The sequence below is a fragment of the Streptomyces sp. NPDC111628 genome (assembly GCF_055635195.1).
In genome coordinates, this window is the sequence record NZ_JBVKBZ010000002.1 from 271,917 (window position 1) to 295,823 (window position 23,907).

Genomic DNA, 23,907 nt, shown 5'->3' on the forward strand with positions numbered 1-23,907 from the left:
TGTCCAGTCGTCCCGAGGAGAAGAACCGCATGCCGTCCCGTACCCCCCGCACCCTGCTCACCGCCCTGACCGCGCTCGCCCTGCTGGCCGCGGTCCCGTCCCTGACCGCCCCCACCCCGGCAGCCGCCCGACCGTCCGTCGCCGCGGCGGGCTGGGACACCGACCGCGCGGCCACCGCGTACGCCGCCGACCCGGCCGCCGTCACCGCCTCGGCCAGTGAGAACGCAGGCACCGCGCCCGGCCTCGCCTTCGACGGCGACGGCGGCACCCGCTGGTCCAGCGACTTCGCCGACGGCGCCTGGATCCGCGTCGACCTCGGCGCGACGATCCGCGTCGACCGGGTGACCCTGGACTGGGAAGCGGCCTACGGCAAGAGATACGTACTGGAGGCGTCCACCGACGGCACCGACTGGACGCCCTTCTACACCGAGACCGCCGGCACCGGCGGATCGGTCACCGCCCACACCTACCCGCAGGAGGTGCGGGCCCGCTACGTCCGCATGCGCGGCATCGAACGCGCCACCCCCTACGGCTACTCCCTCTACTCCTTCAAGGTCTACGGCGGCGAACCGGCCCCCGCCTCCACCACCCGCACCAACCTCGCCCTCAACCACCCCGCGTACTCGAACGTCTACCAGCACGCCGGGAACTCACCCGCGTTCGTCACCGACGGCGGCCGCCCCGCCGACCTCAAGGCCGACGCCACCCGCTGGTCCAGCGACTGGAACGCCGACCGCTGGGTCTCCGTCGACCTCGGCGCCACCTCCACCGTCGACACCGTCGACCTGTACTGGGAGGCGGCCTACGCCGTCGACTACGAACTCCAGGTCTCCGACGACAACCGCACCTGGCGCACCGTGTACCGCCCCTCCGCCGCAGAGGTCGCCACCCGCCGCGCCGACGTCAAGTCCCCGGGCGAGGCCACCGGCCGCCACGACACCGTGCGCCTGCCCCAGCCCGCCACCGGCCGCTACGTCCGCATGCTCGGCAAGGAACGCCGCTCCTTCTACAACCCCGCGCCCGCCACCGCCCAGTTCGGCTACTCCCTCTACGAGTTCGAGGTCTGGGGCACCGGAGGCAGCGCGGCCGCCGCCTACCCGGCGCTGCCCGGCGAACAGTCCGGCACCTACCGAACCACGTTCTACGACGACTTCACCTCGGCGGCGCTGGACCGCGGCAAGTGGCGTGTCGTCCGCACCGGCACGGAGATGGGCTCCGTCAACGGGGAGTCGCAGGCCTACGTCGACTCGGCCGACACCATCCGCCTGGAGAACGGCGCCCTGGTCCTGCGTGCCAAGCACTGCAAGGGCTGCACCAAGGCAGGCGGCGGCACCTACGACTTCACCTCCGGCCGCATCGACACCAACACCAAGTTCGACTTCACCTACGGCCGGGTCAGCGCCCGCATGAGACTCCCCGTCGGCGACGGCTTCTGGCCCGCCTTCTGGCTGCTCGGCAGCAACGTCGACGACCCCTCCGTGTCCTGGCCGGCCTCCGGGGAGACCGACATCATGGAGAACATCGGCTACGGCGACTGGACCAGCAGCGCCCTGCACGGCCCCGGCTACTCGGCCGACGGCAACGTCGGCGCGCGCCAGGTGTACCCGGGCGGCGGCCGGGCCGACCAGTGGCACACCTACGCGGTGGAGTGGACGCCGACGGGCATGACGTTCTCCGTCGACGACCGGGTGGTCCAGGAGACGACCCGCAACAAGCTGGAGTCGACCCGCGGCGCCTGGGTCTTCGACCACGACCAGTACGTCATCCTGAACCTCGCGCTCGGCGGCGCCTACCCGGCGGGCTGGAACCAGGTGACCAGTCCGTACTGGGGGCTGCCGCAGTCCAGCGTGGACCGGATCGCGGCCGGGGGAGTGCAGGCCGAGGTGGACTGGGTGCGGGTCGAGCAGAAGGGGTAGCCGCCGGACCGGGCCGCCGCCGTGCGTCAGGCGCCCTTCCGCGCCACTCCGCCGTAGATGCCGATCGGCGGGGCGTCGGGCCGCCGCGCCTCCTCGGGGCGCCAGTCGGTGACGCGGACCAGCCCCGGCTCGACCGTCGCGAAGTCCCCGAACAGGTCGAGGACCGCGGCGTGCGAGCGCAGGTTGAGGGACGCGGTGGCCTTGTTGTAGACGGCCGCCGCGTCCTCGCGCCGGTCCTCGTGGACGTCGCCCGTCGCGTGCGACAGGACGAGGTAGGAACCGGCGGGCAGCGCGTCGCGCAGCGTGGCGACGATGCCCGCCGGGTCCTGCGCGTCGGCCACGAAGTGCACGACGGCGACCAGCAGCAGCGCCACGGGCTGGTCGAAGTCGATGACCGCGCGCACCTCGGGATGGTCGAGGATCGCGCGGGGGTCGCGCAGGTCGGCCAGGACGACGGCGGTGTCAGGGTCGTCCGCCAGGGCCCTCGAGTGGGTGGCGACGATGGGGTCGTTGTCGACGTACGCGACCCGGGTCCCGGGCGCCACGGACCGCGCGATCTGGTGCACGTTGGGTTCGGTGGGCAGGCCGGTGCCCACGTCGAGTATCTGGCGGACGCCGCCCTCGGCCACCACGTGCCGCACCGCCCGGTGCATGAAGTGCCGGTTGGCGAGAACTCCCTCCCGCACCTCGGGCGCCGCCTTCATGAACTGCTCGGCGGCCCTCTGGTCGACCTCGTAGTTGTCCTTCCCGCCGAGGAAGTAGTCGTACATCCGGGCGGGATGGGGCCTGCTCGTGTCGATCCGGTCGGGGTGGGCGGCGCTCTCGCCACTGCTCAGGGAGGTCATGCGGCCTGACTCCGTCCTCAACTCGTGGGCCACCCAGGGCGCCGGAGTGATGAGCACCTGGATGAGCGCCGGTCGGAACATCATCCTAGGCTGACGACCCGACGATGCCGTTCCGCGTACGGAGGAGTGTCCTGTGACGGCCGGTACACCCAGAACCCACATCGACACGAGCAAGCCGCACCCGGCGCGCGTCTACGACTGGCTGCTGGGCGGCAAGGACAACTACCCCGTCGACCAGCGGGTCGGCGAGACCCTCCCCGAGGAGGCACGCGGCAACGCGGCCCGCAACCGGGCGTTCATGCACCGAGCGGCGGCCTGGCTGGCGAGGAACGGTGTCGACCAGTTCCTGGACATCGGCACCGGCATCCCCACCGAACCCAACCTGCACCAGATCGTGCAGGCGATCAGCCCGGCCGCCCGGGTCGTCTACGCGGACAACGACCCGATCGTCCTCAGGCACGCCCAGGCGCTGCTGACCAGCACCCCGGAGGGGGCAACGGACTTCCTCCACGCGGACGTACGACATCCCGCGGCGATCCTGGAACGCGCCCGTGAGGTACTGGACTTCGACCGTCCGATCGCCCTCTCCCTGATCGCGCTCCTGCACTTCCTGCCGGACGACGAGGACCCGTACCGTGTCGTGCGCACCCTCGTGGACGCCCTTCCCTCCGGCAGTTACCTGCTCCTGTCGCACGGCACCGCCGACCAGCACCCGGAGCTGAGGCAGGAGACCGAGTCCGCCTACAAGAAGGGGGCCATCCCGCTGCGGATGCGCACCCGGAGCGAGGTCGAGCCCTTCTTCTCCGGCCTCGAACTCGTCGAACCCGGCCTGGTGTTCGCCACCGAGTGGTACCAGGAGGAACCGGCACCGGTGCGGGAACGCAGCGGCTTCCACGTGGGCGTGGCGCGGATCCCCTGACCAGGTCCGCGAGCCGACCGGGCGAACCTCCGCCGCCCGGGGCGGCCTTGACGTCGGCGGGGACCGGCCGATACTTGTGCGCAGCATGGGTCGGTCGGTGTCCGTGGTCGGCGTGAGGCGGGACGACAGATGAAGCAGAGGAAAATGCGGCTGTGCGCCGTCATGGGAGCCGTTCTCGGCGCCCTCACCGCGTCGGCCGCGCTCCCACCGGCCGCCGCGGCGTCCCCGCACCCCGGCGGGTACCCGCCGTCCGCCCGTCACGCCCTTCCCCTGGGCCCCGCCGACCTCCCCGAGCGCCGCACCACGACCACCCTCCAGCCGGGCGTCACCCTGACCCGCATCGTGCGCGGGAACGCCGACGACCCGGCACTCCACTGGACCGTCGAGGTGTCCATCCCCGGCGGCGACACCTCCCCGGACCCCGACGCACCGCCGACGGCCCTCAAGGACCGGGCGAGCGCCGACGAACTGGCCGCCGCACTGCGGCAGGACGGCTTCGACGCGAGGGTGGAGGAGGTGACGACACCCGCGACGGCCGACTACCGGGGCGGCACCCTCGGCTGGCGGGTCCGCATCGGCACCTTCGACGCGCAGCCCGCCGCGACGGCCGAACGCACCCGCCTGAGAGCGGCCGGGTACTCGGGCTCCGCCGTCTACACCGGCTGGGACGGCGAGGCGACGGACCGGGGCCCGTGGCACGTCGACGTACTCACCATCGACCCACGCACATTCCGCGGCACTCTCGACGCGTCGTACGGGCCCGACCTGGAGAACCGCGAGACGACCAGCGCGCTCTCGGCGTCGGCAGCCGCCACGGCCGCGGTCAACGCCGGCTTCTTCGTCCTCGACCCGAAGGCGGGCGCACCGGGCGACCCCGCCGGAGTGGGCGTGTACGACGGCCGCCTGCTGAGCGAACCGGTGGCCGGACGCCCGGCCCTGATCGTCCACGACAACGGGCGCCGCACCGAGATCGCCCGCCTCACCTGGCAGGGCCGGATCGCCACCCGCGCCGCCTCCCTCCCGCTGAACGGCGTCAACCGCGTACCGGGCCTGATCAGGAACTGCGGCGGCAGCGCGGGCGACACCCCGACGTCGCTCCCGCTGCACGACGTCACCTGCACCAACCCCGACGAGCTGGTCACCTTCACCCCGGACTACGGCGCCCGCACACCCGAAGGCGCCGGTGTGGAGGCCGTGCTGGACGCCCACGAGCGGGTCGTGGAACTGCGCTCTCCACGCGGGGGAACGATTCCCCGGGGCGGCAGCTCGGTCCAGGCGACGGGCGAACGCGTCGCCGACCTGACCGCCCTGGCCCACGTGGGCGACCGCCTGCGGGTGAGCACGACGCTGCTGGACGACCGAGGCCGCCGGATGTCCACCTCGCCTGGTACCGACATCGTGAACGCGGGCCCCGAGCTGGTCCGCGACGGCCGTATCCACGTCACCCCCGCCACCGACGGCATGGTGCACCCCGGCGACCCGAGCTGGTACTACGGCTGGGTCCACAAGCGCAACCCGCGCACCCTGGCCGGGGTGGACGCCGCGGGCCGCACCGTCCTCGTCACCGCCGACGGACGCAGCACGGACTCCCTCGGGCTCAGCATCGGCGAGGGCGCGAAGGTCGCGAGGTCACTCGGCCTGCGCGACGCCGTCAACCTGGACGGCGGCGGCTCGACGACGATGGTGGCCGAGGGCGCCGTACTCAACTCCCCCTCGGACGCCGCAGGCGAACGCCCGGTCGGCGACGCGCTGTTGATCCTTCCGCACCGGCACGACACCTGACCCTGCCCCGGTCCGCCACGACCGCCCGCCGGTCGCACCACCGACCAGGAACCACGCACCAGGCACGACGCACCACCACCAGGCAGCACACACCAGGCGCCACGCACAGCAACCCACCCAGGGAGCCGCCGTGTTCGCGAACGTGCCCACCGTCCTCACCCCGCTGCGAGCGAGACTCCTCCTGGTCCTCGCCGTCCTGCTGGCCGTCCTGACGCCGACCGCTCCAGGGGCCCTGGCCGCCGGGAAACCGGAGACCGGCGCCGCCCGCCCCGGCGCGGAGGTCGTCGCCGTCACCCGGGTCGCGGACCGGCAGGTCGACCTGTCGGTACGGTCGGCCGCACTGGGCGGCCGCACGGTCGACGTCCGCCTCCTCACCCCCGACGGCTGGGACCCGCACGACCGACGCCACCGCCAGCACTGGCCCACCCTCTGGCTCCTGCACGGCTGCTGCGGCGACTACACCTCGTGGACGAGCATGACGGACGTGGCGGAGACGGACAGCCTGCGCGACGTCCTGGTCGTGATGCCCGAGGCGGGTTGGAACGGCTGGTACAGCGACTGGTGGAACCACGGGCAGGGCGGCGACCCGGCATGGGAGACGTTCCACACCAAGGAACTGCGCCACCTCCTGGAACGCGACTGGGGCGCGGGCAGCGACCGCGTGGTCGCCGGCCTGTCCATGGGCGGCCAGGGCGCCCTGCTGTACGCCGCCCGGAACCCCGGGATGTTCAGGGCGACGGCGGCCTTCTCCGGCTCCGCCCACCCCCTCCTGAACGACGAGTCGGTCGACCGCATCATGGGCTTCTTCGCCGGCCAGGACAACGACCCGCTCCGCGTCTGGGGCGACCCGGTCGCCCAGCGCGGCATCTGGCAGGCCCACGACCCCTTCCACCTCGCCAAGCGACTGAGGTCGATCCCGGTCTACCTCTCCTGCGGCGACGGCACCACCGGCCCTCTGGACGCACCTGGCGCCACGAGCGCGCTGGAGGCCGACTTCAACCGCCAGAACCACGCGCTCGCGGCCGAGCTGAAGCGCGTCGGCGCGCGGCACGTGACGACCAACTTCTACGGCCCGGGGACCCACGGCTGGGCGTACTGGGAGCGCGAGCTGCACGCGTCCCTGCCGATGCTGCTGGGGGCGCTGGGGGTCGACGACTGACCCGCACGACGCCGAGCAACTCCCGCATCCCGCACACCCCTTGCCAGAAGCTCTGGCGGACCCCTAACTTAAGCGAGCACTTAACTGCACTTAAGTGAGGCAGTTACATCGTGGTTGCGTCCATCGGGTTGGGGAGAGCTTCGTGCACACAGGCCTGCGCAGGTCGGCGGCGGCAACCGTCCTCGCCCTCTTTGTCTCCCTGACCGCGGTCGACGGCGCGGGCGCCGCCGACGCACCGCCGGCCGGCACCGGCCCGTACGTCGACGTCGAGTACTTCCCGGAGCCGGCCGGCGAGGGCGCACGTACCAGCGTCCCGGCCGACAGCCCGCACATACAGCCGGACGGGCCGACCGCTTCCGACCCCCGGGAACGCACCGCCGCCGCATCCGAGGACGGCGAGGTCGTCCCGCTCGCCGAGACCGGCCCGACCGCCGACCGCCTCGACGTCACGATCATCGGCGACGGCTACACGGCCGCCGAGCAGGACGACTTCCTCGAGGACGCGCGTACGAAGTGGGACGAGGTCACCGACATCGACCCGTACAAGAGCTACGAGGGCCTCTTCAACGTCTGGGCCGTGAAGGCCGTCTCCGAGGACTCCGGTGTCACCGGCGACCCGACCCGGGACGTCGTCAGGAACACCGCGCTCGGCTCGTACTTCTGGTGCGGCGACACGGAGCGCCTGATCTGCGTCGACCTCGACAGGACGAAGACCTACGCGGACCAGGCACCGGCGACCGACCTGGTGATCGTGGTCTCCAACTCCGCCAAGTACGGCGGGGCCGGCTACTCCGGACTCGCGGCGGACTACGGCTACGACGGCGTCTCCACGCTCTCCTCCGACAACGACCGGTCCACCCTGATAGCCGCGCACGAGATGGCCCACTCCATAGGCCTCCTGGCGGACGAGTACCAGTACGAGGGCTACGGCGACTACCCCAACCCCGAGCCCGCCTACCCCAACGCCTCGACCCTGACGGCGGACGACATGGCGAGGCAGCGCACCAAGTGGGCGGCCTGGCTCGGCGAGAGCGACCCGAGCGGCGGCGTCGTCGGCACCTTCGAGGGCGCCGACTACTACGAGTACGGGGTCTACCGTCCCACGGAGAACTCCATCATGCGCTCCCTGAACACCGACCGCTTCAACCTCCCCGGCCGGGAGGCGATGATCGCCGGCTTCTACCGCTCGGCCAACGCCCTCACCCCGCTGCGGAACACGGCGGCCGGGGCCACCCGCTTCACCCGCCTCTCCGTGGAACTCGCCGACCTGGACACGGGCACGGGTCTCGCCCGCCCGCAACTGCGCTGGTACGTCGACGGACGCGAGGCCAGGCACGCCCGAGGCAGGACCTCCGTCCTCCCGGCCGCCCTGGGCGTCCCGGCGGACAGGCGCACCCACAAGGTGACCGCCACGGTGGTCGACACGACGACCGCCGTCCGCAACCACGCCGTCCGGGACCTCACGTCCAACTCGGCGACCTGGACGGTCGGCCGCTGACCCACCGCAGCGCCGCTCAGAACCCCCAGCGTGTATGGCTGTAGACCCCGTCGTCCCGGCCGAACCCGTACGCGGTGACCGGGGCCACCGCGAACAGCACCGCGTCCCCGCGCCGCATGGCGTCCCCGATGCCGTGGAAGGTGCCTTCGGCCGACGTGATGTGCGACCCGTACTTCGCCTCGTACGCCGCGATCACCTCCTCCAGCACCGCCGGATCACCGACCGGCTCCGCCTCGCCCTCGACCACGAGGTCGAACCCCTCGGTGAGCGAGTTTCCGCCCGTGATCAGCGCGCAGTGCGCATCGTGCGCCAGGTTCCGGGCCTTCTGCTCACCCGGCCCGGTGGAGAAATACAGCACCCCGTCGTGCCACGCCGCGATCACCGGCGTGACGTGCGGCCCGCCACCGGGCCGCACCGTGGCCACCCAGAAGATCTCGGCGGCCTCCAGACGCCGCCGGGCCTCGTCCCACTCGGTGGCGGTGACGTCCGCGGCGCCGGGACGGGGGTGGAGTGCGGAGCTGTAGCGGGCGTCGAGCTCGGTCGTGGGCTGCTCGGCGCCGGGTCGTTGCACGGACATGGCGGACTCCTAACCTTCTTGTCCGTAACGACTGCCGGCCGTCCTGGAAATCATCGGTGCTCCCGATGGAGTACCGACGACTGAGGGTCCCGCACCTCGCAGCCCTCGCGCCGTATCCGCTCGGACCCCCAGGCCCCGAGGGCACCGAGTGCCCGGTTGAGCGTGCGCCCGTGTTCCGTCAGGGAGTACTCCACTCGCGGCGGTACCTCCGCGAACACCTTCCGGTGGACGAGACCGTCCTCCTCCATCTCCCGCAGATGCTGCGCCAGCATCTTCTCGCTCACCCCCGGCAGGCCGCGACGCAGCTCGGCGAAGCGACGTACGCGATGGGCGTCGAGCTCCCAGAGGATCAGGCCCTTCCACTTGCCGCTCACCACGTCGAGCGCGGCATCGATGCCGCAGACGTAGGGCCCGGACCTCGGCGCCTTGGCCATCGCTGATCCCCTTACAAAAAGGTAAGTACCGCAGAAAATAGTGGGTACTTCCGAGCCTACCCACGCTCTCCGAGGATGGCGGAGTGAACGCACACCGGAACCGCACCAGCAGCCAGAACACCGCCGTCACCGTGATCGGCCTGGGCCCCATGGGCCAGGCGATCGCCAACACCCTCCTCACCGCCGGCCACCCGGTCACCGTGTGGAACCGCACCGCCGGCCGGGCCGACGGCGTGGTCGCCGCGGGCGCGACGCGCGCGAAGACACCCCGCGAGGCCGTCGGCGCGAGCGACCTCGTACTCCTCAGCCTCACGGACTACGAGGCGATGTACGACATCCTCGACGACACGACCGACGCGCTCGCCGGCCGCACACTGGTCAACCTCAGCTCCGACACTCCCGACCGCACACGTGAGGCCGCCGCCTGGGCCACGGGCCACGGGGCCACCTTCCTCACCGGAGGTGTCATGACCCCCGCGCCGATGGTCGGGACGGAGGCGGCGTACGTCTACTACAGCGGCCCCGGCGAGGTGATGAAGCGGCACCTGCCGACGCTGACACCGCTCGGCACACCCAGGTACCTGGGCGAGGACCCGGGCCTGGCCCAACTCATGTACCAGGCCCAGCTGATCGTGTTCCTCAGCACCCTGTCCGCCCTGATGCACGCCACCGCGATGCTGGGCACCGCGGGCATGGCGGCCGAGGAGGCCCTCCCGGAACTCCTCTCCGCCGCCGACTCCATCGGCGACATCCTCAGGGCGGGCGAAGACCGCCCCGGCGCCGCGCTCGACGCCGGAGAGCATCCCGGCCACCTCAGCACCGTCACCATGATGGGCGCGACGTCGGACCACATCGTCGACACCAGCACAGCGCTCGGCCTGGACCTCGGGCTCCCCCTGGCCGTTCAGGCCCACTACCGGCACGCGATCGAGAACGGCCACGGCAGGGACAACTGGACACGCATCATCGACGGCATCCGGGCACCGCGCTGACGGGACGCGGGACGCGGGACGCGAGACGCGGACCGAGGGCCCGATTGTGACCGGTGTGTTACCAGGGGTGAGGCCGGTGCGGCAGACTGCTGTACGTGACGGGCGAACCGGTACGTGACGAGGGATCAGGGCGGCTTCGAGCGGCCCGGCCGCCGCGGGTGTCATCGGCCGCCGTAGACGGGATGCGACGTGTTGCAGGGGGACGAGCATGACGACGACCGCTTCGCCGGACGGGACTCCGGAGCCGCAGCCGGACGACGACGGCACCCCCGCCGAGCCCACCGGGCAGCACGCGGACGCGGACGGGGACACGCCTCCACCGCCCGCTGACCCCGCACCGGCCTCACCGCAGCCGTCCACCAACGGGGGAGGCCGCCCCGACGAGAGTTTCGAGGCGCTCGTCTCCGACGCGCTCGGGGTGGACCCCGAGGCCTCCCGGCGCAAGAAGCTCCGCTGGCTGCTGGTGAAGGCGACCCTCGGTCTTCTGGGCGTCCTGGGCGCGGTGTTGGTGGCGTATCTCATGATCAAGCCGAGCGCGATCAGGGAGAACGACACCAACACGGGTATCGACGCGGCCAAGACCCCGTTCACGGTGTCGGTGCGGCCGGAGGAGGGCGAGCCTCCCACGTGGGCGATGGTCCTCGACCGGAAGCTGACCGCCGACGAGGCGCGGAAACTGACGACCGGCGACCCCGGTTCCGCCTTCTCCTACCTGAGGGAGCTGGGCGGCCGCCCGCTCGTGTACGCGTCCGTGATGGAACACGCCCCGGAGCGGTACGTGCGTTACACCCGGGACGGTCGCCTCGAACTCACCGACTCCTTCAAGATGACCGTGCTGAGCACCCGGTCCTCCGCCGTGGTCATCGACGGCTGGAAGACCACCGACATCACCTGCCACAAGAGCACCACACGGACCGTCGTTGCCGTGCCACCCCAGGGCGGAGCCGCCTACCAGGGCATCCGGCTCCATCTTCCGCCGCGCGCCGACGAGCCCGTGCTCACCGACGACGCCGAAGGACAGGGCGAGTCCTACTTCGGCACCCACTACATCGAGGTCGGAGGCGGCCAGCCCTCCGGCGGCCTCAGAGTGGAGGCCATCGCGCCACCGGGACAGGCGTGCGAGTGGGGCATCAAGGTCCACTACAACGACTCCTACCAGAAGGGCGAGTGGCTCCAGCTGAAGGACGCCAAGGGCAAGCCGCTGCGCATCCTTACGGAGTCCGTCCCGGCGGACCTCCAGCAGAAGTGGGTCTTCGGTTCCGTCGCCTGGACGCCGTGCCACAAGAATCCCAAGGGGCCGCTGTGCGAACTGGTCTGACCGCCAAGGCAAGGGTGGTTCCTCTCGCCTTGGCCGTCCTGGCCCTCCTGTGTGTCCAGGGGTGCAGCGCGCAGCCGGCCGAGGAGAAGCCGGCCTCGAAGTCCTCGGCGTCTGCGGCGCCCTTCCTGGGCAACCGGGACTATGTCCTCCCGGACAGTCCTTTCACCCGCGAGGACACGGTCGTCACGGCCACGTGCGGGATGGGCGCGCGCTTCGCCGCGGTCACCGTCCGGGCATGGGACCCCGAGACGTGGCAACCGCGCGCGGAACGGACCTTCCCCATCCCGAGCGACGCCGCGTTCACGAACTACGCGGGCGTGAAGGCGGTCAACAGCCCCCTCGTGGACCTCTGCGGTATGAATCCGGACAATCCGTCCCCCTACAAGGTGGCCACCCTGGAGTACATGGCTCCCCGGGTCCGTGCACTCTTCGACCTGGCGTTCACGCGCATGGCCGTGGTCCTGCGCGACCCCGGCAACAAGAAGGATTCGCACGTCGGTTACGTGGTGAGCGGCGCCGACCTCGACGACGTCGTGCGGTTGAGCGGGTCGGCGGGTGCCGACGAACAGAACGCGGTGATGTCGCCGGACGGGCGCGGCGTGTGGTTCACGTACACGGCGAAGGGCGGCGGGCAGCGGATCGGCTCCCGGTCCACCGAGGGCTCCCACGACCTGTCCGACGAGGGCCCGGCCGCCGGGCACGGCCTGCCCCTGACCGTCATGGGCAAGCCCCCGCGCGCCGTCCAGGCGGACACGGTGCACCTCGCACCGGGCGGCCGACGGCTCACCGCCAAGGCACCGAAGGTCTTCGGGAACGTCTTCGACACCTGGAACTCCTCAGGAGCGCTCACCTCCCGCTCGGCGCGCCGGGCCACTCTGCTCAGCGGGTGTGTGGGCGTCGTCGGCTGGACCGGCGACGACCGGGTGCTGTGCCGCACCTCGACCGGATCCTTCCGGATCATGGACGCCCGTACCGGCCGGGCCTCGGGCGCCCCGATCGGCGTGGTCGACCCGCACGACGGGAGGGTCGCGGAGGGGATGCTGGTGTCGCCGGACGGGAAGCGGTTCCTCGTCGCCGTCCACGACCCCAACGCCCGGCGGACCGACGACACCTACTCCTACCGGAAGCCCGACTTCAGGGTGGTGCCGACCACCGGGGGAGAGGCGACGACCGACGTGGTCAACAACCTCCTGGACACCTACACGGTGTTCCTGAGCTGGTCGTAGGGGCGGGTGCCGGAACACCCACCGGGCGGCGCCCGCGAGATTGCCCAGCACTACGGCATGGCGGTCTTGCGCTCCGCATCGGTGAGGGGCGGCCCTTGCAGGTGCGGCCTCCTCGGACCGATGAGCATGGGGATGAGCATGTCGGGCGAGAACAGCCGGGTCGCGGGTCGCTCCAGGCTCATGACATCCAGCAGGGCGGCCATGGCGCGCGGATTGCGTGCGCCGGTCTCCACGGCTTTGTCGACGAAGCGCGCGAGGAGACGTTCGACGCTGTTGGGCCGGGTGTCGGTGGCTCCCGGATACAGGGCGTCCTGGCCGACGGCCAAGTCCCAGGCGGCGGCCACCGGTCGAGCGGCGGCGCGCTGAAGCCGCCGTGCGAGGCCCGGATGTCCCAGCCCTGTCGCGCCGAGCGTGTCGCGGACGGCGAGGGCGCACTGGGCGGCGACGGTCAGACCATGGCCGTAGACGGGGTTGTAGCCGGCGATGGCGTCGCCGAGGACGAGGAAGCCGTCCGGCCAGTGTCTGACCTGCTCGTAGTAGCGACGGCGGTTGGCCGTGGCACGGGTGGTGATGATGTCCCCGAGGGGCTCGAGGCCCTTCACGAGTTCGCCGATGACGGGATCGTCGAGGTTGAGCGCGAAGTCGACGAAGGCGTCGGGATCGTCGGTGGGTTCACCGCCGCGGGTGCCGGCCAGCGTGACGATCCAGCGGTTTCCCTCGATGGGCAGGACGATGCCTCCCCGCCCGGGTGCCTTGGCCGGGTTGGCCTGCACGTTCACGAGGGGGAAGTCGATGCTCCGGGCCGCCTCGGGGGCGCGGTAGAGACGGGTGGCGTAGGCGACGCCGGCGTTGACCTCTCGCTCCGTGATGCCCGGCGCCCCCAGCTCGGTGAGCCATTGCGGCGCGCGGGATCCTCGGCCCGAGGCATCGACGACCAGGTCTGCGCGCAGGGTGCTTTCCGCGGCGCCTGCTCCGGCTGCGGCTCCGGCGCCTGCGCCTGCGCGTATGTGCACGCCGGTGACCGCCGCGGCGTCGCCTTCGAGTCGGAGTGCGGTGGTCTCCTGGCGGAGTGTGATGCGTTCGTCGGCCAGGACGCGGGCTCGCAGCACGGAGTCGAGGAGGTCGCGGGAGCACACCAGGTTGCGGTGATGGGTGGAGGTGAAACGGCGGAACCACACTTCGTTGGGGGCCCGGGAGACCATGTCGCCCATGATGTGCACCAGACGGCCGCCGTGGGCGACGATCTCACCGGTCAGACCGGGGAGGAGCTCGTCGAAGGCCTTGACTCCTCCGCTCCACACCAGGTGTGCGTGGCGGGCCTGCGGAACGCCCCTGCGCGGTTCGGGCCCGTCGGGGAGGCGGTCGCGTTCGACGACGGTGACGTCGGCGAAGTCCGCGAGGGCCGCCGCGGCGAGCAGACCGGTGGCACTGGCGCCGATGACCACTGCGGTGGGCCGGCGGGTGACGGTTCCTTCAGCCATGGTGATGCGCGCTTTCTGTGCTGGTCATGCGTCGGCGGACGTCTTGGAGAATGCGGGGCCGGTGCAGGGCGGACGCGATGCCTTCGATGTGGCCGCCCACGACCGCGCCTCCCTGCGGCCCTTGGAGGTGGGCGACGGGAGGTCCGCCCTGCTGGTAGGTGCGGATGGCGGCACTGATGGTGATGGCTCCGGCGACACCGTCCGCGTCCGGGACGCCGTCCCCGGGCTGTGCGGCTTCGCGGGCCTGTGCGGCGTCGCGAGCCTGTGCGGCTTCGCGGGCCCGCTGGTGGAGGACCGGGTCGACGTAGGGACCGAGCATGCGCAGGGCGTCGTGGATGCGCTGCCTGCGTTGCAACAGGCGCAGGTCGAGTGGAGTCCACGGTCCGAAGCGTGCTTCGGCTGCCGCTGGGGTGAGGCTGCGGAGCGCGTGCCACAGCGGGGCGAGCCGACGGTACTCGCGCCGGTCCCGTATCCATTTCTGCACGAAGGGCCCGGCCTGGGGGACGATGAAGCCGAGCGCGACGAGGGCGGCTTCCATCAGCGCGAACGGGGGCGCGGCCTGGGTGCTCAGTACGTCCCAGTCGTGTCCCGACCAACGGGCGCCGATCGCGGCCAACTTCGCTCCGTCGAAGACGAGCCCCGACGCGAACCCCAGTTGCAGGAACACCACTCCTGCCTTCAGCCAGCGGTTGGCCACTTCGGGGAACCACCTCCACAGCATGGAGACCGCCACGAGCGACGACACCGTGTGCGCGGCGATGTAGAGGAGGATGTGTTCGCGCATCCAGGGGGTGCCGGCGTAGTAGGTGTCCAAGTCGTAGACGCGTGCCGTGGGGACGTCGGCCAGGATGAACGTCAGCCACAGGACGGCGACGATCCCCGCGTAGATCCAGTAGATGCGGCGGATTCTGCGCCGCCGTCTCACCGACGGTGCCTCCCGCCAACGCATGATCATGGTCAGGCCGGTGGCGCAGAAGGCGGTCAGGAAGGAGTAGGCCCAGGGAGAGGCGATGTTCGGCACACCCGTGAGGACGTTGAGCCGTTCTATGTTGACCGGGGTGATCACGACCAGGACGGCGGTGGCCCAGATCAGCAGCAGGGTGGTCGCCCTGACGTCCGGGTCGCGCGAGGCCCGCAGGAACGTGGGGAGCTTCAGCACGAGGGCCAGCGCCAGCAGAGCGGTCGGCAGGATGTAGGGAATGTGGAAGGACGGGCTCATGGCAGCAGGTGCCCGCCGCGGTTGCTCAGGGACAGGTTGATGCGGCCTTCCACGGTGTCCGCGCTGACCGGGCCCTGCGCGTAACGGCCCTTCATCCAGGTGCGGACCTCCCGGCCGAAGAGCAGCCCGAACGTCTCGGCATCCGCCTCGTGGTCCTCACGGGACTCGGCACGGGCCGCGACGGCAAGGAGCGCGTCCGGGGGTACCTCGTGCGCTGCGAGGATCTGTTCGACGGCCCGCTCGATCACTTCCCCGGCCTGCTCGGTGGGCAGCGCACGGGCGGCGGTCGGCATCCCCGCCACATGGTGTCCGCAGTCCCCCTGCTCCTCGTGCCACAGCTCGTGGCCCAGAATGACCAACTGAGCCTCGGGGACCGTGTGTTCCTCCACCACGATGATGGAGTGGTCCCCGCAGTCCAGGCGCATGCCGGAGACGGGAATGTCCGGCGGAAACCCCCGGAAGACGAGGCGGATCGGCCGACCGGTGCGTGCGCTCATGGCCTCGCAGAAGGCTTCCATGACCTCCTGCGGCTCGGCCGGCCGCTGAACGGCCCCTGCCGTGTGCCGGCCCAGGACGGAGAGTAAGGACTTCATCGCCTTGGTGCTCACCGCTCGTGACCTCCGTCCGGGGGTACGACGGACCGCAGGACCCCTTCAAGAAGGCGGTCCAACTGCTCGCGGGTCAGGGAACCGTGCGCGCGCAGGTCGGCGGACCTCACGCCGTACCGGTCCATCAGGGCAAGCACGGGATCGCTCTCGGGGTGTTCCAGTCCGTGCAGGACGGGGAGCAGGACCCGGTTGAGCGCGTCGGCGGCCGACGCGGTGAAGAACGCCTCTCCCTCCTCGACCCCGAAGTACTCGACGAGCCCGTGGAGAAGCTCGACGCTGGGCACCTTCTTGCCGTCGCAGACCTGCCGGGCCCAGTACCCGGAGACACCGAGCCGCTCGGAGATGTCCGAGGCCAGGTCGGACATGCGTTTGCCGGTCGCGGCCATCTCGGCCTCGGCGAGCGCGGCGATCCGCATCCGGACCCGGTCGTTGACGGAGTCGTCCGGTGGCACACCGCCCTGGAGCAGACTGCGGACGGTGGAGACCGGCAGGGCCGTCCTGCCGGCGAGCCGCGCCGCGTCGAGCAGCGTCGAACGGTCCTCCTTCCCCTGGATGACCCTGTCGAGACGCCGCAAGGTCTCGGAGAGGGGCGAAGGTGATGCCACCGTTGCACTCCCGGTTCGGGGGCTGACTCCTGGTGTCGCTGACGGGACCCTATGTGATGAACACACCCAGGGGCAACGGTCGTTGAGTCCGGATCACCGATCCTTGTCCGGAACGGGCACGGACGGTGTCTTCGCCGCCCCGGGCTCCGAGCCGGACTCCGGGGCGAGGAACGGTTCGAGAAGGCGGAGCAGCCCTTCGGGACGATGCAGCGGGATGATGTGCCCGCAGTCCTCGATCACGTGGCCGACCAGGTGATCGGCGACCGGCCGCAGCTGCCGTTCGAGAGCCCGGCCCACCGGATGGGCGCCGACGGCCATGGTGGGGACGGTCAACCGCCCCCCGTCGACGGCCTCCGCGATCTGCTCGCTGCTCGTGGGCAGCGCCCGGTAGTACGAGAAGGCGCAGCGCAGGGCATCCGTCCCGGTGTACGCCCGTACGAAGGCGTCCCGGACAGCGGGATCGACACCCTCCCCGAGGGACCCGGTGCCCAGGAACCAGTCGACGTACTGCGCCTCGTGCCCGGTCAGCACCGTCTCGGCGAGACCGGGCACCGCGTGGAAACCGAACCACCAGGGCGCCCCCTGCGCGAGGAACTCCTCGGCCCCCGGCAGCCCGCCCAGCAGTGACTCCATGACGACGAGCCGCCTGACGAGGTCGGGCCGACGCATGGCGAGAAGGAACGCGGGCGGGGTTCCGGCATCGATGCCGACGACGTCCGCCGAGCGCACTCCCAGGGCCTCCAGCAGTGCCTCGGCATCGCACGCGAGTGTGCCGGCGTCGTATCCGTCCACCGCGCGCGTACTCGCCCCCGCGCCCCGCATGTCCGGTGCGATGACTCGATGGCGTTCGGCGAGGGGGCCCATGACACGAGTCCACAGCTGCCAGGTGTGCGGGAAGCCGTGCAGAAGCAGCACGGCGGGGCCCTCGCCGAGGAGGGCCACGTTGAGTTCGACGCCGTTGACCGCGACGCGCCGGAGTTCGACGCCGCGGGGCTGGAGGGGGGAGGAGACGGGCGAGCCGATGGCCACAGGCACTCCTGCAGGTGTAGTTACCAATGGTGACAAGAGAACGATAGGTAACTAGGCTGACCGATCCCAGACCGCACTTCTGCGACAGGTGGTGAGCTCCAGGTGACCTCCTCCACGTCCCGCCCCCCGAACGCTCCTCGGGGAGACCTGTTCGACCCGCAGTGCCCCACCCGCCGCCTCCTCGACCGGATCGGCACCAAGTGGACGTCCATGGCCGTCAAGGTGCTGGCGGAGGCATCCCCGGAGGAGGTGCGCTTCGCGGAACTGCAACGCAGGATGACCGGCATCTCGCAGAAGATGCTGTCGGTCACCCTCCAGGGCCTCACCCGCGACGGCCTGGTCGGCCGCCGGGTCGAGGCGACGGTCCCGCCCCGCGTGTACTACCGCCTCACCCCGCTCGGCCTGACCCTGGAGGAACCGCTGGCCGCACTCCGTGAGTGGGCCGAGGCGCACATGGCCGAGGTGGACCGGGCCAACCGGCGCAGTCAGGACGACACGGCCGACTGAGGCTCGCGCCAAGGGAGGGACCCGCGGCCTGGTCGAACGCTCCGCCGACCCCGCAGACCGCCGCTCACGTGTCGTGGCCCTGACGGAGGACGGGCGCCGCGTGCGGGCGGCGGTCATCGAGGCGACGCTGGCGCTGACGCCGTTCGCACGGCTCGGGGACGACGAGCTGCGCCAGCTGGTGGATCTCCTGGGGAAGGCCATCGACCCGGCCGCGGAGACGGCCTGAGGTCAGGCGGGGGCGGCCGCCCGGGGCACCGTCGTGAGGTGATCGACGACGAGTTGTCTCGATTGCTTCACGGTGCTGTCGCGGTTGGGATCTGGCGGTGTGAGCGTCACGGAAGCCCGGCTAACGTTCCTGGTCGCAGAGGCGTACGCCCGTATGTTGCATCGGGCGTGGGCCTACCTGTTCGGGGTTCCTGCACTGACGCATCACGGGGGTACGGCACATGGCCAGGCGAGACAGCACGTCGGACGACGGAACACCCGGGGCGTTCGCTCCTTCCTCCCGGCGGCGCGTACTGCGGTTGGCCGGCGGCGGTCTCGCGCTGGCGGCGCTGACCGCGGGCACGGTCGGCTGCGACAAGGACGCCGCGGACGTCAAAGAGCCGGGAGGCGCCGGCGGTGACGAGCCCAACGGCGGCGGCAAGGGCTCCGGCGACGGTGGCGGCGGCGTCGACAAGAAGGGCCAGGCTCCCGAACCACTGTGGACGAAATCGACTTCAGCCGAGACCTACGGGGACAACGACGAGCTGGTGACCGCGGGCGGCGCCGTGATCGCCAGCGGCAGTCCGCTGACCGCCCTCGACGCCGCGACCGGCGGACAGAAGTGGTCCCTGCCGGGCGGTGCGGTCCCCGGCGCCCCCTTGCTGCTCGGCGCGGACACCCTATACCTGGCCAGCAGCGAGTACGACGGCTCCGTCATCGGATACGCCCCGGCCTCCGGCAAGGAGACCTGGCGCAGCCGGCTGGGCAAGGAGTACCGCCAGCCGCGACCGATCGCGGTGGACGAGGAGCAGGTGTACGTCGTCGCCGAGATCCTCGAGGACGACGGCTCGTCCAAGACCAACGTCATCGCCGCCCTCAACAGCACCACGGGCAGGGTCGCCTGGAAGGAGCAGCGCGACGTCGGCACCCAGCAGAACGGCATCCACGCCGCCGTCCGGGGCCGCCACCTCGTCTACACGGACTTCAAGAAGAACCTCACCGTGCGGGACACCGCGAGCGGCGGGCAGGTGTGGACGCGCAAGACGACCAAGACGAACTACGGCTTCTTCACCGTCCACCAGGACCTGGTCATCGTCCCCCAGGGAAACGTGCTCCAGGCCTTCAACCTGGCCGACGGCAAGGAGAAGTGGTCCCTGGAAGCGTCGGACGGGGCCCTCTTCAGGGAACCGGCGGTACTGGAGGACGTGCTCTACGTCGCCGACAGCGCCAGGGCGATGTGGGCCGTCGACCCGCGGACCGGCAAACAGCTCTGGAAGTCCCAGGCCCTCGCGGACGCGGGGCTCCAGGTGCCGCGGCAGTACGTCAAGGCGGGCGACACCCTGTACGGCGCCACGGACCTGGACAAGCAGGGCGGCATCATCGCCATGGACGCGAGGACCGGCGCGGTGCGCTGGACGTTCAACGACAACACGGGCGACTATCACGCCTGGTTGGTGGCAACCGACGGCAAGCGTGTCTTCGCCCTGCACGGCAAGAAGCTGCACGCGCTGCCGGTGTGACGCAAGTCGGGCGGGAACCGGTGACGGACACTGGGCCCCGCCCGCAACGGGCCGCCGTGCGCTGCGGGATGCATCGACTCGATGCCCGAGTCTCGAAGTGAAGGGGCTGGCGTCCCCATGTTCCGCTACCTGTGCAGACCGGCACGTGCTTTACGAGTGATCGCCCCAATAGTGCCGTTAGCGTAGTCAACGAAAGGGTTCATTGAACCGACGATAGGTGGTGTGTACGGTAACGGACTATGGTAGACACTCCCGCGGCCCCGGACGCCCCCATGGTCACCGGCTCCGAGATCGCTCGGCTCGCAGGCGTCACCCGTGCCGCGGTCTCCAATTGGAGACGCCGGTATGACGACTTCCCCGCGCCCGCCGGTGGAAGTGCGAACAGCCCGCTCTTCGCTTTGGCCGATGTGCAGACATGGCTGAGCAAGCAGCGGAAGGGCCAGGACGTGTCCGAGGAGGTACAGCTCTGGCAGGCGTTGCGGGCGACTTACGGTGAGGACATGATCCGAGGGCTCGCGGCGGTTGCGCAGGTTCTCTTCGAAGGGAAGACCCCGGAATCCTCCGAACTGCCGGCAGACGCCGTTCGTCTGGCAGGTGCCCTTGCCGAGACAGGGCCGCCAAGCGAAGTGGTGGAAGCTTTGGCTGAGCGCTTCACGGACTCCGTGCGCAGAGCCGGGTCCGACCAGGTCACCTCGCCGCGCATCGTTCGGGCACTGCGCCACTTCGCGGGCGAGGTGGCGTCTGACGCCACCGTTTTCGATCCCGCATGCGGAATCGGTTCTCTGCTACTCGCCGTCGGTCCGGACCGCGGACCGCGACGGCGAGGTCAGGAGAGCGAGCCGCACAGTGCTCGGTTCGCTCAGTTGCGCGCGGATCTCGCGAGCCGTATCGACGTGGAGGTAGTCGCCGGAGACTCCTTGCGTGATGACAAATGGCCGAGCCTCAAAGCGGACCTCGTCGTCTGCGACCCTCCAGTGGGCGACGCCGACTGGGGGCGGGAGGACCTGCTCCTCGACTCCCGGTGGGAGCTCGGAACACCCTCGCGAGCCGAAGGTGAGCTCGCCTGGCTCCAGCACGCGTACGCGCACACCTCCGCGGGTGGTCAGGTCATCATGGTCATGCCTGCTTCGGTCGCCTACCGCAAGGCGGGCCGGCGCATCCGTGCCGAGCTGGTGCGCCGCGGCGTCCTCACTCAGGTTGTCTCCCTGCCGGCGGGCAGCGCGGCCTCGCACGCCCTCCCCGTGCACCTTTGGCACCTGCGCCGCCCCGAGACCGTGAGCGACGCCGCGACGAGCGTGCGCATGATCGACCTGACCGCCAACGATCCGGACGGAGAGCTGGAGCCGGCACCCGAGCAGATCGCCGAAGTCCCGCTCATCGACCTCCTCGACGACACGGTCGACCTCACGCCCGGCCGCCACGTGGAGGGATCGCACCGGGACTACGCGGCCGAGTACGCGGCGGTCCGGCAGGAGTTGGGCGAACAGGTGCGGATGCTGGCCGAGTCGCTGCCGGAGCTGGTCTCCGGCGAGGGCTCCGGCGCCCTGGACGGTTCCTTGGTAAGCGTGTCCGACCTCGCGCGCGCGGGTCTGGTCGAGTACGGAGACCTGGAACCCGTGTCGACCAGCGATCAGCTCGACACGGACTTCCTACAGGGTTTCCTGCGCAGCGCGTCCAACACCCGGCGTTCCACGAGCGCCAGCGGTACCTTCCGGCTGGACGGCAAGGGGGCCCGCATCCCACAGATGGACATCGCCGAGCAGCGCCGTTACGGAGGCGCCTTCCGCAGGCTGCAGGCGTTTCAGGAACTGGCGCGCCGAGTCGCCGAACTGAGCAGACAGGCTTCCGAGCTGGCCCGCGACGGCATCGGGAACGGTGCATTGCGACCGCCTGAGTGACGGCCCGTCACAGGTCGGCCGGGATGAAGGGGCTGCCCGCCCCGCTCCACGTGACGGCCAGAGCCTCGCGTGCCCGGGTGCAGGCAACGAACAGAAGGCAGCGTTCCCGCATCAAATCGGAGTCGTGCTGCAAGGAGTCGACCGAGACCGGTGTCACTTCGCGCGCGAACGGCACCGCACTCGCCGTCACGCCCAGGACTGCGACACAGCGGAACTCCAGCCCCTTCATGGCGTGCATCGTCGCGAGACGTACTCCGTCAGCACCGGATCCCTGGCCGTCCTTGACCCGGACCACAGGTACCCCGGCCGCGGTCAACCGGTCGTATGCCTTGTCCAGCAGCACGTTGAACCGGGTGCACACGCCGATTTCGGACGGAGCGATGCCCTGATTGATCCAGCCCCGGACCCGCTCCACCAGCGCCGCGACTTCCGCCTGCTCCGAGCCGTGCCCCGCCACCTGCGGTCGTCGGCCGTGCAGCAGCGAACGGTACCCGGCCAGGGTGTCACTGCCCTCACCTCCCAGGTCGTCGACGGACACCGTTGCCAGGATGCGGGTCGACCAGGCAAGGATTTCCTCCGTGCTGCGGTAGTTGATGCGCAGCCGGAGGGTGCGCCCCGCCACGGAAACGCCGAGTGAACCGAGCGAGACCCGAGAGTCGTAGATGCGCTGGTGCGGATCGCCGGTGAGGAACAGGTCGTCGCTGCCCGCCGCCACCGCGCCGCGCAGCACCCGCCACTGGGCCGGGTGCAGGTCCTGCGCCTCGTCGACCACGACGTGATCGTGCGTGGGCGCGGAAGCGGCCAAGAGCTCCGCTGCCCTGGCGCACACCTTCAGATGCGTCGTCGCCCTCTGGTCGCGCAGCATCGACTCGAACAGCTCGACCGCGGGCCACAGCTGCTCCCTCCGGGCCGGTCCCAACGCGCTGCCGCGTCCCCGTCGTGAAACCGAGCGATAGGCGTCCAGTGTGCGCACGTCCTGGGCCAGCACCACGTGCCGGTACTCCTGCGCGAGGAACTGCTCGGTCCACGGCAGCGCCAGCTTCTTGACGACCCGTTGCCACAACTGCCGCTCCTCCCGGTCACCGACGGGGGAGAGCACGCTGCCGTCGATACGGGCCACCACACCGCGCGCGTACGCGTTGACCGTGGTCACCTCCACCCGGTTGAGCAGCGACTCCTCACCGTCCAGCAGCAGGCCGAGGTTCTCGCGCAACGAGGCGGCCAGCGCGTTGGTGTATGTGGTGAGGAGAATCCGGGTGTCGGGCGATCTGGTCAGGAGATGCTTGACCCGGTGCAGCGCAGCCACCGTCTTGCCCGTCCCCGGCCCGCCGGTTACCTGCACCGGGCCCCCGTACGACACCCGGTAGGCGACCCGGCGCTGCGAAGGATGCAGGAACACCCGCCAGGCGGCGAAGGGCTTCTCGAGGATCTCGGCGAGCTCCTCCGGCCCGCTGACGAGGGTGATCCGGCTCGCCGTGTTGGCGATGGCCGCGGCGAGCGTCTCGTCGGGATCGGGTCCGGCGTGCACGGGGCGGCGTACAGCGACCACGTCCCGGTAGACCTCCTCGGGAGGAAATCCCTCGGCGAGGTACTGCAGCACCTCGAACTGGTCCTCCGGCAGCAACGTCCCGAAGGCCTCCAGTTGAGCCCTGTCGATGACGGTACGCACGGCCCGCAGCACCTGGTCGTCGACACCCAGTTCGCGCAGCACCGTGTCCGAGTACGCGGCGAACAGCAGCGAGGGAGCGGTGGCGGCCGCCTTCTCGAGCTGCGGCGTCAGCTGCTCGATCGCCCGTACGTTGCGCACCTCGAGGGCCCGGGTGGCGGAGTTGGTCGTGTACAGCCGCTTAGCGGCCCAGGTGTAGGCGTCGTCGTGCCGGACCACGTTGACCAGGAGGAACACATCACTGCCGTCGTCCGGGGCCAGCACGACGCCCCGCCAGAAATCGTTAATGCGGATGGTCCTCATACGACGGTCCGCTGCCTTCTCCACCGACTCGAGATGCAGTCCCTTGTCCTGCTGCAACTCCGGTACGGTCAGCTGTTGGAACTTCTGCATCGCCTTGCGCACGCCGTTCCTGACCGGTTTCTCGAGAGCGTCGTAGCTCTCCCAGAAACTGTTGGCGAACGCAAGCTGTGGCACGGTGCCCACTCCCCACCCCGGACTGAC

21 protein-coding genes are annotated in these 23,907 nt (G+C 70.7%); 12 read left to right on the top strand and 9 right to left on the bottom strand.

The window, feature by feature from the left end; all coding sequences use genetic code 11:
- The first annotated feature begins 29 nt into the window (after positions 1–29).
- Positions 30–1,916 carry a discoidin domain-containing protein gene (locus ACZ7MF_RS09160; RefSeq protein ID WP_471475461.1) on the top strand — a complete coding sequence of 629 codons (1,887 nt, stop codon included), beginning with the start codon at positions 30–32 and terminating at the stop codon, positions 1,914–1,916.
- A 26-nt stretch (positions 1,917–1,942) separates the two neighbouring features.
- Here ACZ7MF_RS09160 and ACZ7MF_RS09165 read toward each other — a convergent pair whose 3' ends face one another.
- Entirely contained in the window at positions 1,943–2,761 is an 819-nt protein-coding gene (locus tag ACZ7MF_RS09165) for an SAM-dependent methyltransferase (RefSeq protein ID WP_471475463.1), read from the bottom strand.
- A 133-nt stretch (positions 2,762–2,894) separates the two neighbouring features.
- Between ACZ7MF_RS09165 and ACZ7MF_RS09170 the strand changes: the two genes are divergently transcribed.
- From ACZ7MF_RS09170 to ACZ7MF_RS09185, 4 genes are all read left to right on the top strand, one after another.
- A complete protein-coding gene (locus tag ACZ7MF_RS09170; RefSeq protein ID WP_471475464.1) occupies positions 2,895–3,680 on the top strand; it encodes an SAM-dependent methyltransferase in 786 nt (261 codons plus the stop codon).
- Between the two features lie 129 nt (positions 3,681–3,809).
- Complete coding sequence (locus ACZ7MF_RS09175; protein WP_471475465.1) at positions 3,810–5,462, top strand: phosphodiester glycosidase family protein; 1,653 nt, start codon at positions 3,810–3,812, stop codon at positions 5,460–5,462.
- A 130-nt stretch (positions 5,463–5,592) separates the two neighbouring features.
- Positions 5,593–6,621 (top strand): alpha/beta hydrolase, encoded by a 1,029-nt coding sequence (locus tag ACZ7MF_RS09180; protein ID WP_471475467.1) that lies wholly within the window; start codon positions 5,593–5,595, stop codon positions 6,619–6,621.
- A 142-nt stretch (positions 6,622–6,763) separates the two neighbouring features.
- Positions 6,764–8,119, top strand: a complete 1,356-nt coding sequence (locus ACZ7MF_RS09185) for a M64 family metallopeptidase (protein ID WP_471475468.1) — start codon at positions 6,764–6,766, stop codon at positions 8,117–8,119.
- Between the two features lie 16 nt (positions 8,120–8,135).
- Here ACZ7MF_RS09185 and ACZ7MF_RS09190 read toward each other — a convergent pair whose 3' ends face one another.
- Together ACZ7MF_RS09190 and ACZ7MF_RS09195 are read right to left on the bottom strand one after the other, a co-directional pair.
- Positions 8,136–8,696 carry a pyridoxamine 5'-phosphate oxidase family protein gene (locus ACZ7MF_RS09190; protein ID WP_471475469.1) on the bottom strand — a complete coding sequence of 187 codons (561 nt, stop codon included), beginning with the start codon at positions 8,694–8,696 and terminating at the stop codon, positions 8,136–8,138.
- 50 nt (positions 8,697–8,746) lie between these two features.
- Positions 8,747–9,130, bottom strand: a complete 384-nt coding sequence (locus tag ACZ7MF_RS09195; protein WP_471475471.1) for a winged helix-turn-helix transcriptional regulator — start codon at positions 9,128–9,130, stop codon at positions 8,747–8,749.
- An 83-nt stretch (positions 9,131–9,213) separates the two neighbouring features.
- Here ACZ7MF_RS09195 and ACZ7MF_RS09200 point away from each other — a divergent pair, with 83 nt between their 5' ends.
- The 3 genes from ACZ7MF_RS09200 (at position 9,214) to ACZ7MF_RS09210 (ending at position 12,666) form a co-directional block, all read left to right on the top strand.
- On the top strand, positions 9,214–10,122 hold the full coding sequence (locus tag ACZ7MF_RS09200) for an NAD(P)-dependent oxidoreductase (protein WP_471475472.1): 909 nt from the start codon (positions 9,214–9,216) through the stop codon (positions 10,120–10,122).
- Positions 10,123–10,330: 208 nt separating this feature from the next.
- Complete coding sequence (locus ACZ7MF_RS09205; protein ID WP_471475473.1) at positions 10,331–11,440, top strand: hypothetical protein; 1,110 nt, start codon at positions 10,331–10,333, stop codon at positions 11,438–11,440.
- The gene (locus ACZ7MF_RS09210) at positions 11,425–12,666 is read left to right on the top strand and encodes a hypothetical protein (RefSeq protein WP_471475474.1); all 1,242 of its coding nucleotides are present in this window, start codon (positions 11,425–11,427) and stop codon (positions 12,664–12,666) included. The genes ACZ7MF_RS09205 and ACZ7MF_RS09210 overlap by 16 nt, the downstream gene beginning before the upstream one ends.
- Before the next feature lie 50 nt (positions 12,667–12,716).
- Here ACZ7MF_RS09210 and ACZ7MF_RS09215 read toward each other — a convergent pair whose 3' ends face one another.
- The 5 genes from ACZ7MF_RS09215 to ACZ7MF_RS09235 form a co-directional block, all read right to left on the bottom strand.
- Positions 12,717–14,147, bottom strand: a complete 1,431-nt coding sequence (locus tag ACZ7MF_RS09215) for an FAD-dependent oxidoreductase (protein WP_471475475.1) — start codon at positions 14,145–14,147, stop codon at positions 12,717–12,719.
- Positions 14,140–15,366 carry an MAB_1171c family putative transporter gene (locus ACZ7MF_RS09220; RefSeq protein ID WP_471475476.1) on the bottom strand — a complete coding sequence of 409 codons (1,227 nt, stop codon included), beginning with the start codon at positions 15,364–15,366 and terminating at the stop codon, positions 14,140–14,142. Before ACZ7MF_RS09220 ends, ACZ7MF_RS09215 begins: the two co-directional genes overlap by 8 nt.
- Entirely contained in the window at positions 15,363–15,974 is a 612-nt protein-coding gene (locus ACZ7MF_RS09225; RefSeq protein ID WP_471475477.1) for a toxin, read from the bottom strand. Before ACZ7MF_RS09225 ends, ACZ7MF_RS09220 begins: the two co-directional genes overlap by 4 nt.
- The gene (locus ACZ7MF_RS09230) at positions 15,971–16,579 is read right to left on the bottom strand and encodes a hypothetical protein (protein WP_471475479.1); all 609 of its coding nucleotides are present in this window, start codon (positions 16,577–16,579) and stop codon (positions 15,971–15,973) included. The genes ACZ7MF_RS09225 and ACZ7MF_RS09230 overlap by 4 nt, the downstream gene beginning before the upstream one ends.
- A 93-nt stretch (positions 16,580–16,672) precedes the next feature.
- Positions 16,673–17,608 carry an alpha/beta fold hydrolase gene (locus tag ACZ7MF_RS09235; protein ID WP_471475480.1) on the bottom strand — a complete coding sequence of 312 codons (936 nt, stop codon included), beginning with the start codon at positions 17,606–17,608 and terminating at the stop codon, positions 16,673–16,675.
- Positions 17,609–17,710: 102 nt separating this feature from the next.
- Here ACZ7MF_RS09235 and ACZ7MF_RS09240 point away from each other — a divergent pair, with 102 nt between their 5' ends.
- The 4 genes from ACZ7MF_RS09240 to ACZ7MF_RS09255 all read left to right on the top strand — a co-directional run bounded on the left by ACZ7MF_RS09240 (position 17,711) and on the right by ACZ7MF_RS09255 (position 21,737).
- Entirely contained in the window at positions 17,711–18,115 is a 405-nt protein-coding gene (locus tag ACZ7MF_RS09240; RefSeq protein WP_471475482.1) for a winged helix-turn-helix transcriptional regulator, read from the top strand.
- A 73-nt stretch (positions 18,116–18,188) separates the two neighbouring features.
- The gene (locus ACZ7MF_RS09245) at positions 18,189–18,341 is read left to right on the top strand and encodes a hypothetical protein (protein WP_471475483.1); all 153 of its coding nucleotides are present in this window, start codon (positions 18,189–18,191) and stop codon (positions 18,339–18,341) included.
- A 220-nt stretch (positions 18,342–18,561) separates the two neighbouring features.
- Complete coding sequence (locus tag ACZ7MF_RS09250; RefSeq protein ID WP_471475484.1) at positions 18,562–19,839, top strand: outer membrane protein assembly factor BamB family protein; 1,278 nt, start codon at positions 18,562–18,564, stop codon at positions 19,837–19,839.
- Between the two features lie 272 nt (positions 19,840–20,111).
- Positions 20,112–21,737 (top strand): HsdM family class I SAM-dependent methyltransferase, encoded by a 1,626-nt coding sequence (locus tag ACZ7MF_RS09255; RefSeq protein WP_471475486.1) that lies wholly within the window; start codon positions 20,112–20,114, stop codon positions 21,735–21,737.
- A 7-nt stretch (positions 21,738–21,744) separates the two neighbouring features.
- Here ACZ7MF_RS09255 and ACZ7MF_RS09260 read toward each other — a convergent pair whose 3' ends face one another.
- Entirely contained in the window at positions 21,745–23,880 is a 2,136-nt protein-coding gene (locus ACZ7MF_RS09260) for a UvrD-helicase domain-containing protein (RefSeq protein WP_471475487.1), read from the bottom strand.
- Between the last annotated feature and the right edge of the window lie 27 nt (positions 23,881–23,907).